The sequence below is a fragment of the Pseudomonas sp. PB105 genome (assembly GCF_009764655.1).
Classification (GTDB): domain Bacteria; phylum Pseudomonadota; class Gammaproteobacteria; order Pseudomonadales; family Pseudomonadaceae; genus Aquipseudomonas; species Aquipseudomonas cyclaminis.
In genome coordinates this window covers 12,663-30,722 of the sequence record NZ_RWIO01000015.1, presented here as the reverse complement: position 1 = coordinate 30,722, position 18,060 = coordinate 12,663, and the positions used below count along the sequence as shown (strand labels likewise).

The following is an 18,060-nucleotide window of genomic DNA, read 5'->3' as shown; positions in this document are numbered from 1 at the left end:
TCGATCAGCCCGATCACTGAGTTCTCACATGAGCGACAGCAGCCAGAACCAACACCCTCCAGCCCCACTAGGTGAAATACTGCTGTTCCAAAGCGGTGATGGTTCAGTTCGCCTGGAGTGTCGCTTTGACAGCGACACCCTGTGGCTATCGCAGGCCATGATTTGTGAGTTATATGGCAAGGCCAAAGCGACTATCAGCGAACATATCAGCCACATCTTTGCAGAGGGCGAATTGGTTGAAAATTCAGTTGTTCGGCTTTACCGAACAACTGCCGCCGACGATAAGCCCTACAACGTCAGATACTTCAGCCTACCGCTGATTCTGGCAGTCGGTTATCGAGTACGCTCCAAGCGAGGTACGCAGTTCCGCCAATGGGCTACGCAGATCTTGCAGGAGTTCTTGGTCAAAGGCTTCGCCATGGATGATGAACGGCTGAGAAACCCTCCCGTGGGGCGTTCATTGGTTCCTGACTACTTTGACGAATTGCTTGAACGCATTCGCGATATCCGCGCCAGCGAGCGACGGGTTTACCTGCGAGTTCGGGAGATTTTCGCAATGGCAGCGGATTACGTGCCATCGAATAGTGAAACGACCGCTTTCTTTCAAATCATTCAAAACAAACTGCACTTCGCAAGTACCGGCCTTACCGCTGCCGAACTGATTGCCCAACGTGTCGACTCGACGCAACCAAATATGGGCCTCACCAGCTTCAAAGGTGATGAGATACGCAAAAGCGATGTCACGATCGCCAAAAACTATCTGCGTGCAGACGAAATTTCCACATTGAATCGCATTGTCACCATGTGGCTGGACTTCGCAGAAGACCAAGCTTTGAGGCGCAAACAAATCTTCCTACGGGACTGGCAGGAAAAACTGGATCAGTTCCTAGCCTTCAATGACCGTGAGGTTTTGCAGGATTCGGGACAGGTCAGCAAGCACGTGGCTGACGACAAAGCGAAAGCAGAGTACGAACGTTACAATCAGCAACGCAGGGTATTGAAAGAAGCCAAGGGAGAATCCTTAAACATTGAGGCGCTGCAGGCTATCTCACAGAAGACAAATCAGTGAAGCCGTTCTATAGCTAATCATAGACCCCAGGTCAAAAGACCTAGGGCTGTTTGTGGGGCGGCGGCGACGCCCAAAGGCTGAGCAACGTCGGTGAGCACCTCAATCGCTTTGCTGCCAGCGCAAGGCTTCCAGTACAGCTGGTTCTGCGAACACTACCGCATCTAGGCGGTCAAGATCGACATGGTCATGCACCAGGAGCACCGTGCGGGCGAAAAGCTGTTTGTCGATTACGCTGGCCAGGCCCTGACGATAAACCCGCCTTCGCCAAAAAAGTGGTCAAGCACTTCGATTTCAGCATTGTTCGTGCAGCTCAACACCCGCAGTACCCCAGTGCGCGCGAGTTGGTCGATTACTTCCGAGGAGGATAAACCGACTACTTGCAGACCATCGCTTATTCAACTGGCCGGATTTACAGAATCGCTGTCGTTACTCCGGCTGATCGACGCCAAAGCACGCTCCAGACAGCTGAATTTTATATACTCCTGCTCCAATCTAACGCCTACACCTAGTCGGTTGTCCCGTAACTCATCGAACAGCAAACGCTCATCCGAGTTGAGGCGAGGCAATTCATGTAACGCTTGCCGGGCCTCTTGGCCCCAGACGCCCTCATGGGCAAGGAGCGTTTGGCGGTCCATCAATAACGACTCCACCTGCCAAAACCTGCGTCGCAATTGGTCAAGAATGGCGAACCCGTGGGTATCAATATCCCCCCAGTAATAAATTGTGCTCCGCGACAACCAGCTCGCCCGCCCCAACGCCTCCCAGCCATAGCCTTTGCCAAAGATCACAATGGCAGACGAGAAGCAAGGAAATGCCAGGAAGTTGGTCTCGTTCTCTGTAACGAACACCCGACTGACAGCGATATCCAGTTGAGCAAAACTGGCTGAGTCCAGGGTTATGTCAGGACAGGTCAAGCCTGGAAGCGTGGCCATTTTTTGATCCAGAACGCGAAAGCGGATCCCCGTAGGTTTATCGAGAAAACCGTAGCGAAGAGAAAATTGTGAAGCGCCGCTTTTATAGTGCGAGGCAATGGCCTGCTCGGGCAGGACTCGATCGAAAAGCTCACCCAAGACCCCCTTGTGCCTTTCGATAAATTTGCTATGGATACCTGGGATATCGACCTGCCGCAGGTAGATACCGGGTTTGGGATGCTCGGTTATCCAGGTTACAACCTCCAACAAGGCGGGCCATTGGTGTGCAAGAGTAATGGCCTGTAATGGACGGGCTTCCAGCCAGGCGACGAGCAGCGGCTGACATTGAAGCGTTAAATCAAGCAGGACCTTGAACTCGTTTACCTCATTGCCCTTGCCTACCAGTGCGACGGCTGCCTCCAACGAATCGACCCACACTGCGCCAGGCAAACGTTGCAAGCCTACGACACGATGATTGACCTCTCGCCACTGAATGCGGATACCGACGATAGCACTGAGATGTGCAACCCACTTGCGGACCTCTTCAAACTGTTCACTGAGCTGAACCGCCTCAGGCGCTTTCAGGGATAGCCGCCGTGGTTCCCAGGATTGCCCCGTCACCAGCGGTCGCAGCAAGTCACCACGCAGCCAGAGTCGCTGCATCTGCTTATTCAAGTCTGCCGCTGTGGTCCATTGCATGCTCAAAGCTCGTTCCGGTTCGTCCGATACTCTTCAATCGACAAATTACGCAATTGTGAAGCCTTGCCTCCCTCGTTGCGCACAAAGCCGACGCTGGAAACAAAGGGCTCAATGATGTGAATCTTCTGCAGAGGCGTCACGATCAATAACTGCAGGTTGAGTTGCTCGAACAGCCTCAAGCCATACTCGGCGGACTCATCCGAGCCACGCCCGAACGCCTCATCGATGACCACAAAACGGAACGAGCGCGACCTCACCGCCCCCCACTCCAAACCGAACTGGTAGGCCAGGCTGGCCGCCAGAATGGTGTAAGCCAGCTTTTCCTTCTGCCCACCAGACTTGCCTCCGGAGTCCGGATAATGCTCATGTTCTCGGCCATCCTCGCGCCAGCGCTCACTGGCCGCAAACAGAAACCAGTTGCGCACATCGGTGACCTTGGCAGTCCATTTACGGTCTTGCTCCGCCAAGCCTTCCCGACCACGAAACCGATCAATGATCGTCTTGACCTGCAGGAACTTGTTTTCCGAATACTGCACATCCTCAGAGCCCGTCAATGCACCTTCGGTACAGGCCCGCAGTTGCATCTGGAAGTCGCGAATATCCATGTCCGGGCTCAGTTGCGACTCCAGCACAATGAAGCGCCCGGGGTTATAGTCGATCTGCCCAAGGGATTCATTTATCCGGCCAATCCGCTCCTTGATGGTCTCGCGCTCCCGCGCCAGTTGCCCATTGAAGTTAGCGATCTCATTAAGCGTGTTGACGTTGAGCAACTCCTTAAAGCGCTGTTCAAAACGCGGTAAATCGTCGCGATTGAGTTGCTCAAGCAAATGGCGGTACTCATCGACAGCCTTGAGGTCGGCATCAAATTCGCTGGTTTCCAATTTGTAGGCGTCCTTGAAGGACCCCATGGCCCGGATAATCTTGTCGCGCAAACGCTCCAGCACCTTGGCCTCAGCGTCGACTTGCGCTTGCAGGGCTTCACGCATTTCGCGCTCGGCGTTGTCGCAGGATTCAACAGTCAGAACGCGCTCACCCAAAACCTGAACGCGCAGGGTTTCGAGCCGCAGCCGAGCCGACGCCTCAATCTCCACAAGCAAATTGAGGGTGTCCAACCGCAATGTGCTGGCGGCTTCTTGTTTTGACTCGACGTTACCCAGCTCCCTGTCCAGTCGAGACAACTCGTCCTCCGTCTCCTTTAAAAGCGCCTGCATGGATTTCAATTGCGCAGCCAGTGCCAGCAACGCATCACTGGCAGCCTCCAACTGCGCTTTTTCATCCTGCAAGCGCGCCACCAACGTCGCACATTCAGCCCAGTCGATTTCGCGGTACTCGGTAAATTCATGGAGCGCAGCGAGAGCCTCCATCTGTTGACGAAGATGGGCTCGCTGCCTGCCAGCGTCGGAGATATTCGAACCGATATCAGCCAGTTGCTGTTCCAGGCGATCCTTCAGCGCTTCAAGAGTTGTGATCTTTTCTGCGTTGCTCCAGCCCAGGACATACCGGCTGCGGTCATCCAGACGATGTCTGTCATCCTTTTCATGGCGCTCCCCCGCCCCCTTGACCTGGCCCGACAGCGAAAGGGCACGTAGCTCACGCCGGAACTGTTCCGGTGTCTCGCAACAGGCATAGTTGAAGCGATAACCCAATTCTCGGACCAACCAGGGGTAGAACGGTGAGTCGGGTTTGACACTGATTTTTTTCACCAGCGACTGCGGGTGTAAATCCGCAGCCTCGGCCTGGCGGCCAATGCGCACCCGAAAATACACCAGACGCCCGGCCAAGTGGGTTCGGTCCACCCAGGCAGCCACTGCAGGGTAATGCTCATCCGGTACCAGCAACGCCAAGCCAAAATTATGCAACACACGCTCTATCGCCCCCTCCCAGGGTCGATGCTCTTCACGTACCTGAAGCAACTCACCCACGAATGGGATCAGGTCTTCGGCAAGCTCAAGCGCCTGGCACATGGACGTGCGCATCTTGATCTGTGCGAGGGGAATATTGCTACGGCGAGCCTTGAGACTGGCTATCTCGCCAACGAGCGCTTCATGCTCACTCCGCCCCTGACGCAGCGATACAGACCATTCGGTAACCTGGTTTTGCAACGTGGCCTCATCGGCCTCCGACTGTTCCCGACGGGCCGATAATTGCTGCCCCAAATGCACAAATTCGTTTTCGTCGCACACCGGGGAGGCTCCGACTGCCTTGAGAAGCTCCGCATGTCTGCGCGCGCGCAGCTGACGCCGTTCGCGCTCATCGTCCTGCTGACGAATTTCGGTAGCCAGTTGCTCCAGACGATCGCCGCCCTGCTCGGACACCGCTTGCTTGAGTGCATCGACATCCAGCCGCTGACGGTCGCGTTGTTCAAGCTGACGTTTCTTTTGCGACGACAGTCGCTGCTGCTCATTGGCCAGCAGCTCAAGCCGACGATCCAGAAAACCGAGTTTGAGTTCCGAAAACCAGGCTTTAAGGGCCTCACGGCAGTCGCGCAGTCGCTCCTGCTCGACACTCAGCCCGTGGTGTTTTTCGCATTCGGCCACCAACGGTTGCAACAACAATTGCTGATGCTTGGCCTTCAGAACTGCTTCATGGGCACGACTCAAATCATCAAAATGTGCAATCAATGCGCCGATGCGAGCAGCGACATCAAACGGTTCAAGCATGTGGCTGCGGACGAACTCGGTCAGGTTGCCCACCGACTTCATCGAAACCGTTTGATGAAACAGTTCCAGCGCCTGTTCGTTATCGATACCAAGGCGCCGCCGAAACCACGCACTGTACTTGGGGAAACTGTCCTGGATATCCGCCCCCCCTGTACGCAACCGTTTACGCAACTGCGGGATGTCCGACCCGAAATCGGCGAAATCTGCGGTAATGCTCAGGTCGCGCTCGATCCCCACATAAAAACGCTCCGGCTGGCCGTGTACATCCTTCATCCAGAACACTTGGGCCAGGGTCACAGTCTGATCGTATCCGGCATTATGGAATACGCCCAAAATCACCGAGTAACTGGTGTGGTCGCGAAGGGCTACGGGTTTAGCCGTGCCCGTGACCTCACTGCGCTCGGATTTGTAATGCCCCAATACGTAGGAACGCAGGCCTCTCTCCTTATTCTCAGCCCCGGCAGCCTTGTTATAGGCGATACGTTGGGTGGGGACCAGAAGCGTCGTGATCGCATCCACCAACGTGGACTTACCAAAACCAATATCGCCGGTCAGCAGGCTGTTTTTACCGTCCGGTAACAGCGACCACACCTTTTGATCGAAGGTGCCCCAGTTGAAGATTTCCAGGCGCTTGAGACGAAAACCGGACAGGCTGTCGTTGCCGATAAAATCCAGTTTCGGAAGCAGTGCATCATTCATGGTTTTTCTCCTGCTCGATATCGGGTGGACCGCTGTAATCGCCAGCCAGGCGCGCGCGGTACTCAGCCAAACGCTTGTCAAAATCCGACAGCCATTGGGCATCCACAAATGCCTTCAATATGCGCCGTACTTCGTAACTCATGGGGCCTCCACTGTTTTTGAGTCGACGCAGAAAACCCAGGTCGACCACCCTGGTAATTTGTGCATCAATCTGGTCGATCAACTTAACTTCGTTGCTGCTGTCAGGTAGAAATACGCGAACCAACTCGACGATTTCATCACGCGTCAACACCAACCGAGTTTCAGCACCGCCGGCGTCGAATTCCGCCAATTTTTTGCGCAACAGGGCCAGCAACAGACTGACCGGGAACGACAGGGGCCGTCGTGCGACCAGACGCGGGATATGAACCGTGGGTTCGTCGACTTCCGGCTCTGGACGACTGCGCAGAAATGCGTAGCCCTCGGCTTCATCCAATATCAATTCCAGGCCCAGTACCGCCACGTAGTCACGCACACGCATTTGCAAATTGAGTAATGCGCCCCACATGCGCTCATCGCCTTCGCGGTAAATCACCCCTTTAAGCAGCGAAACCAGCAGTGTGGACAAGTCCGCCGCCGCGACATCAATGGTTGCCGCCGGCGCAGGTTGCTCTTCGTTCATGCTTCCCTCACAAAAATAATCCTCGCCAGGCGCGCCTGCCGTCTTACATAACCGCCTTCACGCAGCGTTGCGCTCCAGATGATCGGCTCGCTACAGCTGTCATCAATCACCGTGGTAAAGGTTTCGCTGCCCAGATGAAGATAAGCCACCAGCTCAGCCAACCCTTGCTGCAAGGGTTGCAGTTCGATCAATTCATGCAGGGTGATTTGCGAGCGGGTCTGAAACACCTGCCGGATATGATTTGCCAGGCGAGGCAGGTCAACGGTCTGCTCGCTGTAAAGGGCGCTGAAATCCACATCGTCGTTGCCAGCCTGGACAACCAGGCCGGCGAAGTCAGGCTTGACGGTCAACGTATGCAGGGGCCGTTCCATGGGCAATTCGATACGCGCCGCCACGTCGTCCATGTCCATGAACTCACCCGCAGGCGGTTGCTCGCGCACACCCAGCGCCTTGGCCTCCACGCCACGCAAGATGTCCATGATCCGCCGATTTTCCAGCCATACCTGATCATCCAGAAACCGTCGCAATTGCTGGGAAAGCTGAGCCACCATGCGCTGAGTATGCTCGCCAGCCTCAAGCCAATCGTAATGCACACGGCGCGTACGAATATCAGGGTTGAGTTCCATGACCGGCGCCAGGGCCAGCACATGATCGAGCATCTGTGTCAGTTCTTCCTGCCGTCGGCTTGACATCAGAAAGCCCCAGAACGCTCTGAAACTGCGCCCCTGGTCCGAGTCGGAAATTGCATCGCGCTCGCCCATGATCTGCTCCAGCAACGCACCCTTCGCGCCTTCCCACAGGGCGATCCGCTCGCGCACACGCCGGTCCAGCAAACGAAAATTATGTTCCACCTCACGAAAGTCGGCGAGCAGCTCCCGCGACAATTGGGTGAACTGCTGGAAGCGATCCTTGAGTGCAGTGTCGTTCAGTAGCGGCACGTCGCCGCCGGCGATCCGCGCGATCTCCGCGTCCAGTTCGTCCCGGCGCTTGCGCAGTTCGGCGACACGCTTTGCCGGATCGGTTTCGGTGCCTTCGCTCATTTGTTTGAGCAGCTCAAACAGCGTCAGCAACCTCGATTCGGTTCCGACGAAGCCCCGCTCAGCGAGGGTAGCCAACCAGGCGATGGCTTTCTCGGTCGAAGGCGTGAGATCGAACTGAGGCTCATCGTCGTCCTGACGATAAAATTTGCGCAGCCAGCCTTTTTCCGGGCTTGCCCATTCGTTGAGATATTGCAGCGCCGGCTTCGGGAAAGCCTCGTCTTCAAGCTGCCTGCGTAGAGCAAACAGCTCGTCCTCCAGAGCCTCCGCCAGATCGGCGGCGCATATTACCCGGACGTTGGGCGCGATAAAAACACGGTGCAGAAAACTCGCAACCAACGGGCCATGATCCGAGCACAACAAACGCCACGCGGGGTGGTGTTTGCGCAAACTTTCAAGGGTGGCGTAATCCATCACTCACCAATTTGCCGTAGGGGTCAAATCGGAACAATGGTGCCAGACTTCAGTATTTTCCAGCCCTAAATCGTACTTACTAGCTGAACGGACAGGTATGGCAACCCGGAGATACAAATGAGCGCCCGAATTTGCACAACCTGCCACGCGAGCCTAATCACTGTTTGTGAAGCGCCTCCAACTTCGCCGGCAAATCCTCCTCGGGAAAACGCTCATGCAACACCAGCAACTGTTCGTCCGCCGCTTTGGTTTGCCCCGCTTCACGCAACCGGATAATTTCCCGCAGCCCCTCCTCCAACGAAGGCTGGGCAACCGGTGCGCGCTTGCTCATTTTTGCCATGGACTGATCCGCCATCGCGCCGGCAATTTCAGCCTGAACCGGCGCATTTTCGGCCTTGGGCGCGGCGGCGATGCGGGCCATTGGTGCTGGGGCGGATAACGCCTGAGGTGCCGGCCGTGCAGCTTCTTCGTGCACGGCGGAGAACGTCGCCGTGGAGATTTCCGGTTGCGGCACCGGCTCGCGCATGACCACGCCGATCATCAACGCCAGGCCGGCCACGGTGGCGAATGCCATTTGCCAGCGCGGGCGTTGGCAGGCTTGCAGCCAGCGTTGCCACAGGTTCGGTTGCGGCGCCGGGGCCTCGCGGCGGGCGGTGTTGAGGATGAAGGCGTCGAGGGACGAGGGCGGCTCGACCGTGCTGTGTTGACGAAAATGCTGGAGCAGCTCGTCGTCATTGTCCGGGGTGTGTCGGGAATCAGTCATACAGATACCTCTTCGGCCAGCAGACGACGCAGTTTCTGCAAGGCGTAGCGCAAGCGGCTTTTTACGGTTTCCAGCGGGGCGTTGGTGAGCGTGGCGATTTGTGGCACGTCGAGATCGCCGTGCACGCGCAGCAGGAAGACTTCGCGCTGGTCTTCGGGCAAGGCTTGCAGGGCGGTGTCGAGGCGCGCCTGGTCGCGGCTCAGGCTCAAATGTTGCTCGGGGCCGGCGCTGTCGTCGGCCTGGGCGTGCAGTTGCTCGTCGTAGCTGTCGTGCAGCGGGTTATGGATGCCGTGCTTGCGCCAGTGGTCGATCAGGCGGTTGCGGGCAATCTGGAACAACCACGTACGAAAACTCGCCCGGCCTTGTGGCTGGGTGCTGCTGCGAATCAGGCTGAGCCAGGTTTCCTGGTAGATCTCCTCGGCCAGTTCGGCCTTGTTGCAGAGGGATACGAGGAAACGGTAAAGGCCCTGGCGATGGCGCGCGTACAAGACTTCGAACGCGGCGGCGTCGCCGGTGCGGTAGCGGGCCAGCAGGGATTCGTCGCTGGGTGGATCATCGGGAACAGCCATGTAAGGGGCGAACTCCTTTTGTAAAGTTAGCGCTGCTCAAAGGTGGGAGGGAGCTTGCTCCCGATGGCGGTTTATCAGTAACCGATGTATTGACTGCTCTAGTGTCATCGGGGGCAAGCCCCCTCCCACATTCAGGGTTTCAGGCTTTGGGCCAGTTCGACCAATTGCACGAACTCGTTGCGCAGGCCGAACGGGTCATCGCCCCGCGCCGAGCGGGCCAGTGCTGCGGTGTCCTTCAAGCTCATGTTGCCAGTGTAGCGGCCATCGCCCTTGAGCTGTTGGGCGAAGGCGGCTACCGCCGCCGCGAAGCGCAGGTCGTCACTGGCCTTGGTGATGTCTTGGCTGATGGGCCGCTCGATCAAGCGGCTATCACCGCCTGCAGCAGGCTTGTAGCGCACGCGCAGCATCGCCAGTTCATCGGACTTAGCTTCGACCGCAGGCGCGCTGGCGTAGCGCAACGGCTCCAACCAGCCCTTCTCGCCCTTCGGTACGATTTCGTACAGCGCGGTCACGGTATGCCCTGCGCCAATTTCGCCGGCGTCGACCTTGTCGTTGTTAAAATCCTCACGCTTCAAGGCGCGGTTTTCGTAGCCCAGCAAGCGATATTCGCTGACCTGGGCCGGGTTGAATTCCACCTGCAGTTTCACATCCCGCGCCACCACGGCCAGGGTGGAACTGAGTTGGTCCACCAGCACTTTGCGGGCTTCGCGCAGGGTGTCGATGTAGGCGTAGTTGCCGTCGCCCGCATCGGCCAGTTGTTCCATCAGGTGTTCGTTGTAGTTATCCACACCGAAGCCGAGGGTCGTCAGCGAGACGCCGCTTTTACGCTGCTCGGCAGCCATCTGCTTGAGGCTGTCGAAGTCGCTGATGCCCACATTGAAGTCACCGTCGGTGGCCAGCAGGATGCGGTTGATGCCCTTGTCGATAAAGCCTTCACGGGCCATCTGATAGGCCAGCTGGATGCCGGATGCGCCTGCCGTGGAACCGCCAGCAGTGAGTTGATCAATGGCATTGCGGATCTTGGCCTTGTCGCGCCCCGAGGTGGGTTTGAGCACCACGCGGGATTCACCGGCATACACCACCAGCGAAACCCGGTCCTGATCACGCAACTGATCCACCAGCAATTTCAGCGTGCCTTGCACCAACGGCAAGCCTTCGCGGCGGTCCATGGAACCGGACACGTCCACCAGGAACACCAGGTTGGCCGGCGCCAGCTCCGCCACGGCACGGTCGGACGCCTTGATGCCGATGCGCAGCAGTTGAGTGTGCGGGTTCCACGGTGTGGCAGCGAGTTCGGTGGTTACGCCAAACGGTGAGCCGTCGCTGGGCAGTGCGTAGCTGTAGGGAAAGTAGTTGACCATTTCCTCCAATCGCACAGCGCCTTCGAGCGGCAGGCTGCCTTGGTTGAGGAAACGTCGTACGTTGGCGTAGCTGCCGGTGTCGACATCGACGCTGAAGGTGGAGACCGGTGTTTCGGCCACACGGTGCACCGGGTTGTCCGGCAGGTTGGCGTATTGCTCACGGGGTTCGCTGCGATAGTCCATCGCCACCGACTCCTGCATCCGCATCGGTGCGGGCATAGCCATGCGTTTGACCAGTGCGCCTTGCACCGGCGCGCTTTGCAGCTCGGCGACAGGGGCAGCCGGTTTGGCCAAATCGGGGGAAGAGGACGACTCACACCCAGCCAGCGCCACCAGCACGGTAACGACAAAACCTTGGGCGGCAGGACGCAGGAAGAGCAGAGGATGGGACATGGGCTGAGCCTCGTGAGTGAATGATCTGTTCACAAGGTCAGACGCGGGGGGTGGTGTGTTCGGGTTAAATCGGATTCAGATAACACTGCAGACCAATTGTGGGAGGGGGCAAGCCCCTCCCACAGTTGAACCGAGGTTATTGACTCAGTCCGTGCCGTACTTGGGGTTGCGCGGGCCGTACAGGATCCCGGCACGTTGGCCCGGTGACAGCAACCGCGCACTGGTGATACCGGCAATCGGGTGCGCTGCGTCGGTGGAGCTGTTGATCACCTGCTTTACCGCCGCCGTAATCAACATGCCCACCAGGCCACCGCCGTTGTTGTTGCCTTCCTCGCTGGACGCGCGTGCGGTGCCGGTCCACAAGGTGGTGCCGGTGCGCAGGTCGACCAGTTTGGCCGAAGCGGTCACGGCGGTGTCGCTGGCGATCAGCATGTACTTGGTGCCGTACTCGCTGACGGTGATGTACAGCGCCGCGTCCGCGCCAAAGATGTCATGCAGCTTGGTCGGCGCCAGGCCCTGGATATCGTTGGCGGTGGTCAGGCCGTTCTGGCGGAAGGTTTCGTCCACCAGAGCGATCGGCAACACGTAGTAACCGGCTTCGGCCAGCGGGTAGGTCACTTGCGAGACCAGGCTGTACGAGGCCTGCACTTCCGGGGATTCGTTGATCGGTGGCAGCACGAGGATCGACTTCGGCCGCGCCTGTTTATACGCCGTGTAATCCACGGTCTTGGGCGTCGCACAACCGCCGAGCAACGCCAGGGCCAGCAAGGCGCCAGTGAGTTTTAACAGGCTCATTTGGTGGCCACTCCGGTCTTGGCGTTTTTCAGCAGAAAGTCCATGTAAGCGGCGGACTCAGGAAACAGTGCTTTCTCGGTGCGGAACTCCTGCACCATCTGATCATCCTTGCCCATGCTCAGGTAGAGCATGCCCAGGTGCGCGTGGTAACCCGGCGGCGCCTTGCGGCCACTGGCGTTGATCTTTTGCAGATCGCGTTCCAGTGCCTCGACCTGCGCTTCCTTGGGCTCGCCCTTGAAGTACTCATAAACCTGCGGCTGGTAGCTTTCCCATTGATACAGGGGTTGGGGCGCCGTGTGGCACCCGGCGACTGCCGCGATTGCTGTCAGCATCAGCGCCAACTTCACTGCCTTGCTCATCCGTGTACTGCTCCTTGAGGTGTTGCTGATCAGTTGCGTGGGTTCCAGGCACCGGCGTTGATGCCGTCGACCAGGCGGTTGATCGCTTCGCGCATGGCCAGGTCCAGGACCTTGCCATTGAGGGTGGAGTCGTAGCTGGCGGTGCCGCCGAAGCCGACCACTTCACGGTTGGACAGCGCGTATTCACCGGCGCCCTGGGTGGAATACACCACTTCGGAGGTGCTGATGTTGACGATATTCAGCGCAACTTTGGCGTAGGCCACTTGGGTTTTGCCACGGCCGAGGATGCCGAACAGCTGGCGGTCGCCGGTTTCTTTGCGGCCGAACTCGGTCACGTCGCCGGTCACTACGTAGTCAGCGCCCTTGAGCTTCTGCGCGGTGCCTTTGATCGCGGCTTCCTGGGAGATTTCGCCCATGTTGTCGCGGTCCAGCACGCTGAAGCGGTTGGTTTGCTGCAGGTGGGTGATGAGGATGGTCTTGGCCTGGCCACCGAGACGGTCGACGCCGTCGGAGAAGATGCCGCGCATGTAGCTGGAGCGGTTGTCGAACTTACCCACGGCAATCGGCACGCGCACGCCAGAATAGGCAACGTGGGCGCTGGCAACCTGCTCCACCGGCATGGCGCGATTGCTTTCGGTGGCGCAACCGGCCACGGTCAGCAGCGCTGCGGCGGTGAGGCCTGACAGCAGGATTTTGGAGAGTGCTTTCACGTAGTGCTCCTGGGGTGATAAATCGGTAGTAGACAGCATTAACGAGAGGGAATGGCGCGCAGGTCATCGACGATGTCGCGACTCAAAACGCCGGTATAAAAACGCTCGACGCTGGAGTTACCGGAGTTGGTGATGATACCGCCCATGGTCCTCCACTTTTGTGCTTCACCCATCACACCGGCGGGCACAAGGTTGTTACGCGTCTTGGCAAAATGCAGCACCTCGCCAGCCCCCTTCTTGACCTTGACCTGATAGCTGAAATCCACAGCGGCCAGAATGGTGTTGTCATCCACGATCAACGTCGAGAGGCCACCTTTGGAGTCCGGGATATGGCGCGTATAGACGATGCTCACGTCCAACAGGTAATCGGCCTTTTCCTTGCTGGTCGCATAACGCTTGGCGCTGAGCAGGCGGTCGACCAGATCGACGCCCAGTTGCTGGCGCACCTTGTCATCCGGCAAAAAACGCTCGTTCTTGCCCACCACTTCAACATCAAAGGTATCGAGCCAGTAAGTGGCCGTCTTGGGAATAGTCACCGGCGCCGGAGAAATATAGTACTCCGGCTTGGAGGCGCAGCCCGCCATCAGGCAGGCAACGAGGAATACGGCAAACGCGCGCATGTCTGAATTCGTCCCTGAAAAGTATCGTGCTTTAAACAATCGCGGCATTTTACGGGGTTGAGAGGGCTTCTCAAGTGCTTTCGGTCGCCTGCGTGCGCCGCTGCACATTTCTCAAGTTGTGTACCATGCGGTCGAGACACTGTGTTGGGTCTGTTTATTAATAGGGATATTGCGTGTTTAAAGTTCTTCTCCGGGCTTCGGCCCTGCTCGCCGCGCTGTCGATGACCGGCTGCGTTTCCTACACCGTCACCGGCCCTATCGCCGCCCCGCTCCACCCCGTAGCTGTCAGCAGCCCGCGCAGCGCGCAAATTGCTGATGTGGCGGTGAGCGCCGCCGACGTCAATGAGGCCAACAAGGCTGCCATCAGCAGCTCCCTGACGGCCCAGATCACTCAGTACGTGCGCACTGGGGGTTACTTCAAACAGGTCACCGAGTATCCGGTGCGCCTGGGCGAGCAGGACGTGACACTCAAATTCAACATGACCGCCCTCAAAGGCCATCGCGCACCGCACCCGGCGTACGTCCCCGGCGCGCTGCTGACGCTGACCATCTGGATCTGGGTCAACGGCCCGATCTACGTGGACAGCTTCGAGGTGGCCGGCGACCTGGTGATTGTCGACCGCACTGGTAAAGAGCTGGCCAAGGCCAAGGACTCGATCAAGTTCGAGCACAACGTCGGGCTGTACAGCGGCCAATATTGGGCGCCTTCAATGGGCGGCCAACAGCTGACCAAACTGGTCGGGCAATTGCTCGACACCGCCACTGCCAACCTGGCCAAACCGTAATTAAAGGAAGCGAAACATGAAAGGATTGATCAAACACAGCCTGGTACTCGCAGCGGTCTTGCTGACCGGTTGCGTGTCCTACTCGCAGCACGAACTGCCCGCCGTACAGACCTGGCCACCGACCGCCAACGCACCGGCGCAAAAGCCCACGGCGTATGTGCACACTACCGCGCAGAACCACGTCAACGGCGGCCCGGGCAACGCAGCCGTCGGCGCCCCGGTGGTGATGTGGGAAAAGGCCGTGGCCGATTCGTATCGTGACTCCCAGCGCTTTTCGCGGGTGAGTACCGACAAGGTCGACTCGGACATCTACGTGGATGCCACGCTGCACAACAACGAGGAATACAGCCCGGTGTCGGCGTTTATCACCGGTTTCACGTTCTTCGTTATCCCGACCACGGCGAAAAACATCTTCACCCTGGAGACAGTGTTCAAGGACAAGGATGGCAAGGAACTGGGCCGCGTCAAAAAGAGCGAATCGGTGCGCACCTGGATGCATCTGGTGCTGATCGTGGGCATCCCGTTCCAAAGCGACACACGGGAAGTGGTCGAGGCGTTGACGCGCAGTACGCTGGATGAGGCGGTGCAGCGCAAGTTGCTGTAACCCCGCCCCTGTAGGAGCGAGCTTGCTCGCGAAAAACCAGAGAACACCGCAGGCATTCAGCATGCCTGCGGTATCGCTACCGGCCTCAGCTCACTTGATCAGGTCAGGTCGAGTGGTCTTGAGCATCGCTGCGCTCACCGCGCCCTGAACCGAGCAGGTGATCATGCCATTACTGGTCTTGGCCAAGTCACCGGGTGCGGGCTCGACCATCAAGATGCGTTCGGCCGTATCGGTGACCAGCTTGCCCGCGTTGTCATCGCCGCCTTCCGGCACCCAGGCTGATTGCTTGTGCGACCAGATCTGCGCACGCGCGTAGATACCGTTGGCTTTCTCCAACGCCGTACCCGGTACTTTACTCAGCTGTGCGTAAAGCGCGTCGGGCGCCTGTTCGGTGTAGAAACCCCAGTTGATGATGCGCGAGCCCATCAGGTCCTGGTCTTCGGCGAAAAAGCCGGTCAAGGTCATACCGTCAAGCGTCAGTGGCGTGTCGAACATCCAGCGCTGGCCCATATCGGACTTTGTGCCGCCGCTGAGCGTGATCTTGCCGTTCGCCACCTTATGGGCGACACGTTCCGTGAGCCCTGCCTGGCTTACCACCGCCAGGGAGTTCTGGTCGCAGGCGAGAAAATTTTGCAGGGCAGGCGCCGCAGCGAAGCTGCTGGTGCAGGTCGCCAGTGCAGTGAGTGAGATAAACAGACGATACAGTTTCATTGACAGCTTCCTTGGGTCTAAATAATTGCGGGCCGGAAAGGTCAGGCGCATAGCGGGGGATTTGCGTCCATAAGGTGCCACTCCGGCTTATTGTGGAAAAGGGACTTGAAGCATTTGAGGAGAAGAGCCGTGACCGCCAACTGCGCGCTTTAGAACGAAAAGCGCGCAAGCTGGGGAAGCAACTGGTCAAGGCAGCTTGATTTTTTAAGAGCAAAAACAATGGGTTATATTTTGTTTGATAAGAGTTTGCTCCCGTTGGACTGCGCAGCAGTCCCATTCTTTGTGAACAAGGAACGGACCACCTATATCGCAGCCCAGCGGGAGCAAGCTCCCTCGCCACAGGTACGGCGTTCGTCCTTAACTGACTGGCATTAGGGCAAGCCCCCTCCCACATTGGATTGGGTTTACAGCCTTAGCTGGCGTCTTTGCTTTGGGTTGCGCCAGGCACGAGGGTCAACCCCGGCTTTTCCACGTCACGGGAGACATGGGCTTTGACTTCCGACACGCCGCCCTCTTCGTCGTTGTGGATCACCAACACGCCTGGCCGGCGCAGTTGCTCCAGGTCGCCCTCCGCCAGGCTGAAGCTTTCGCTCAGGCGCTTGTCGCTGAGGGCCTTGGCCTCGGCGCGGCGCTGGGCGAATTTGCGCCCCTTGCGTTGCTGGTAGCGCGCCCAGGAGACCAGGATCACGGCGTTGAACAATGCGATCCACAGGTAGATCTGCAAGGTGTTGAGCGCGGCGAAGATCGGCGCCTCGATGCGCGGGCCGCCGTGGGTGTCGAGCATCGAGGTGATCCCACGCGCCAGCAGCCAGACCAGTCCGGCCCAGGCCATCAGGGTCAGGATCACGTCGATGATCCACATCACGGTACTTTGGCGAGTTCTGACCAGTTTCATGATCACGCCTCCTCTTCAACAGGTTTGATACCGCGATCGGGGCTGACCCAACGCGCGCGTTTCTGGTGCTGGTTGAACAGCACCTTGGGAAAACTGACCAACGTGGTGAACAGGCTGACCAGCCAGAACACCATCGGGTACCACACGGTCCAGAACAGGGTTTTCCACAGGTCTTTCTCGTAGCGGCGGTCGATCAGGATGCTGACTGCAAATTGCAGCAGGCACACCATCGCCAACACCAGGCCGGTAAACGCCGGCGGCATCAGTGAGTCCACGGCGATGGCCTGGGGCAGCGGGATGAACTTACCCACGCCCCAAAAGATCACCGACAGCATGAAGGTGAAGGCCCAGCCGGTGGACAGGCAGTATTCGAACAACAGCGGCCACAGGTAGCGGTGACGCCATTGCCAGATGCCACGAATGTTTTTGAACAACACTTCGGCACCACCCTGGGCCCAGCGCAGGCGTTGTTTCCACAGGCCGCCGACGGTTTCGGGCATCAGGATCCAGCACAGTGCGCGCGGCTCGTAGAAGATGCTCCAGTGGTCCAGTTGCAGCTTCCAGCTGACGTCGATGTCTTCGGTGATCATGTCGGTGGACCAGTAGTCGATACGGTCCAGCGCCTTTTTACGGAACGCCACCACCACACCCGACACGGTGAAGATCCGCCCGAACACGCGCTGGGTGCGCTTGATCAAGCCGATGATCGAGGAGAACTCGCCCACCTGCACGCGGCCGATCAAGGTCGAGCGTGTGCGGATGCGTGGGTTGCCGGTCACGGCGCCCAGGCGCGGGTTGTCGAGCATCGGCGCGACCATGTAGGCCGCTGCGTTTTTATCAAGCAGCGCATCGCCGTCGATGCACACCAGGTACTCACTGCGCGCCGCCACGGCGCCCATGCGCAAGGCCACGGCCTTGCCCTGGTTCTGCGCCAGGTGCAGCACCCGCAGGCGGGGATGTTCCAGCGCCAGGGCATCGAGCACGGCGGCGGTGTTGTCTTTGGAACCGTCGTTGACTGCGATCACTTCGATGTTCGTGTACAGCTGACCGAGCGCCGCATGGATGGTGTCGGCGGCGTTATCTCCCTCGTTGTAGCAAGGGATGATGATCGAGATCAGCGGGTTGCCGGCCAGGGTCGGCGCCGGGGTGTCTTCTTCCCAAGGCCAGTGGCGCTCCCAGTGCAGCCAGAAGTACAAGCCGCCGGCAATCCACAACGCCGACATGAACAGCGGGTAGAAGAACACGAAGTCCATCAGGAACTGCCCGGTGACCAGGAAGATCAGGCCCAGGGGCACGCCCAAGACCAGTGCCAGCACGAATAAAGCCAGGATTCTGTCGAACATGG

17 protein-coding genes are annotated in these 18,060 nt (G+C 58.5%); 3 read left to right on the top strand and 14 right to left on the bottom strand.

Annotation, left to right across the window (positions count from 1 at the left end; genetic code table 11):
- Positions 1 to 28: 28 nt before the first annotated feature.
- The gene (locus tag EJD88_RS02160; RefSeq protein ID WP_158876551.1) at positions 29 to 1,069 is read left to right on the top strand and encodes a virulence RhuM family protein; all 1,041 of its coding nucleotides are present in this window, start codon (positions 29 to 31) and stop codon (positions 1,067 to 1,069) included.
- A 395-nt stretch (positions 1,070 to 1,464) separates the two neighbouring features.
- Here EJD88_RS02160 and EJD88_RS02155 read toward each other — a convergent pair whose 3' ends face one another.
- From EJD88_RS02155 to EJD88_RS02105, 11 genes are all read right to left on the bottom strand, one after another.
- Positions 1,465 to 2,679: a DUF3322 domain-containing protein gene (locus EJD88_RS02155; RefSeq protein WP_158876549.1), complete on the bottom strand. Its 1,215-nt coding sequence runs from the start codon at positions 2,677 to 2,679 to the stop codon at positions 1,465 to 1,467.
- A gap of 2 nt (positions 2,680 to 2,681) precedes the next feature.
- Entirely contained in the window at positions 2,682 to 6,038 is a 3,357-nt protein-coding gene (locus EJD88_RS02150; RefSeq protein ID WP_158876546.1) for an ATP-binding protein, read from the bottom strand.
- Complete coding sequence (locus EJD88_RS02145; protein ID WP_158876543.1) at positions 6,031 to 6,699, bottom strand: DUF4194 domain-containing protein; 669 nt, start codon at positions 6,697 to 6,699, stop codon at positions 6,031 to 6,033. The genes EJD88_RS02150 and EJD88_RS02145 overlap by 8 nt, the downstream gene beginning before the upstream one ends.
- Positions 6,696 to 8,150, bottom strand: coding sequence for a DUF3375 domain-containing protein (locus EJD88_RS02140; protein WP_158876541.1), 1,455 nt, complete (start codon positions 8,148 to 8,150; stop codon positions 6,696 to 6,698). The genes EJD88_RS02145 and EJD88_RS02140 overlap by 4 nt, the downstream gene beginning before the upstream one ends.
- Before the next feature lie 157 nt (positions 8,151 to 8,307).
- Positions 8,308 to 8,913: a hypothetical protein gene (locus EJD88_RS02135; protein WP_158876539.1), complete on the bottom strand. Its 606-nt coding sequence runs from the start codon at positions 8,911 to 8,913 to the stop codon at positions 8,308 to 8,310.
- Positions 8,910 to 9,482, bottom strand: a complete 573-nt coding sequence (locus tag EJD88_RS02130; protein WP_158876537.1) for an RNA polymerase sigma factor — start codon at positions 9,480 to 9,482, stop codon at positions 8,910 to 8,912. Before EJD88_RS02130 ends, EJD88_RS02135 begins: the two co-directional genes overlap by 4 nt.
- A gap of 131 nt (positions 9,483 to 9,613) precedes the next feature.
- Positions 9,614 to 11,236, bottom strand: coding sequence for a VWA domain-containing protein (locus EJD88_RS02125; protein WP_158876534.1), 1,623 nt, complete (start codon positions 11,234 to 11,236; stop codon positions 9,614 to 9,616).
- A gap of 144 nt (positions 11,237 to 11,380) precedes the next feature.
- The gene (locus EJD88_RS02120; RefSeq protein ID WP_099584345.1) at positions 11,381 to 12,031 is read right to left on the bottom strand and encodes a DUF799 domain-containing protein; all 651 of its coding nucleotides are present in this window, start codon (positions 12,029 to 12,031) and stop codon (positions 11,381 to 11,383) included.
- Positions 12,028 to 12,390 carry a DUF4810 domain-containing protein gene (locus EJD88_RS02115; protein ID WP_032884856.1) on the bottom strand — a complete coding sequence of 121 codons (363 nt, stop codon included), beginning with the start codon at positions 12,388 to 12,390 and terminating at the stop codon, positions 12,028 to 12,030. The genes EJD88_RS02120 and EJD88_RS02115 overlap by 4 nt, the downstream gene beginning before the upstream one ends.
- A gap of 29 nt (positions 12,391 to 12,419) precedes the next feature.
- A complete protein-coding gene (locus EJD88_RS02110; protein WP_244653407.1) occupies positions 12,420 to 13,139 on the bottom strand; it encodes a CsgG/HfaB family protein in 720 nt (239 codons plus the stop codon).
- Entirely contained in the window at positions 13,139 to 13,720 is a 582-nt protein-coding gene (locus EJD88_RS02105) for a hypothetical protein (RefSeq protein WP_099584343.1), read from the bottom strand. The genes EJD88_RS02110 and EJD88_RS02105 overlap by 1 nt, the downstream gene beginning before the upstream one ends.
- Before the next feature lie 173 nt (positions 13,721 to 13,893).
- Between EJD88_RS02105 and EJD88_RS02100 the strand changes: the two genes are divergently transcribed.
- Entirely contained in the window at positions 13,894 to 14,505 is a 612-nt protein-coding gene (locus EJD88_RS02100; protein ID WP_158876532.1) for a hypothetical protein, read from the top strand.
- A 16-nt stretch (positions 14,506 to 14,521) separates the two neighbouring features.
- Positions 14,522 to 15,109, top strand: a complete 588-nt coding sequence (locus tag EJD88_RS02095) for a hypothetical protein (RefSeq protein WP_158876530.1) — start codon at positions 14,522 to 14,524, stop codon at positions 15,107 to 15,109.
- A 90-nt stretch (positions 15,110 to 15,199) separates the two neighbouring features.
- On the opposite strand, the gene EJD88_RS02090 is transcribed toward EJD88_RS02095, so the two are convergent.
- The 3 genes from EJD88_RS02090 to pgaC form a co-directional block, all read right to left on the bottom strand.
- Entirely contained in the window at positions 15,200 to 15,820 is a 621-nt protein-coding gene (locus EJD88_RS02090) for a hypothetical protein (RefSeq protein WP_158876527.1), read from the bottom strand.
- Positions 15,821 to 16,232: 412 nt separating this feature from the next.
- Positions 16,233 to 16,715, bottom strand: coding sequence for a poly-beta-1,6-N-acetyl-D-glucosamine biosynthesis protein PgaD (gene pgaD, locus EJD88_RS02085; protein WP_099584339.1), 483 nt, complete (start codon positions 16,713 to 16,715; stop codon positions 16,233 to 16,235).
- A 2-nt stretch (positions 16,716 to 16,717) separates the two neighbouring features.
- Positions 16,718 to 18,058 (bottom strand): poly-beta-1,6-N-acetyl-D-glucosamine synthase, encoded by a 1,341-nt coding sequence (gene pgaC, locus EJD88_RS02080; RefSeq protein ID WP_099584338.1) that lies wholly within the window; start codon positions 18,056 to 18,058, stop codon positions 16,718 to 16,720.
- Between the last annotated feature and the right edge of the window lie 2 nt (positions 18,059 to 18,060).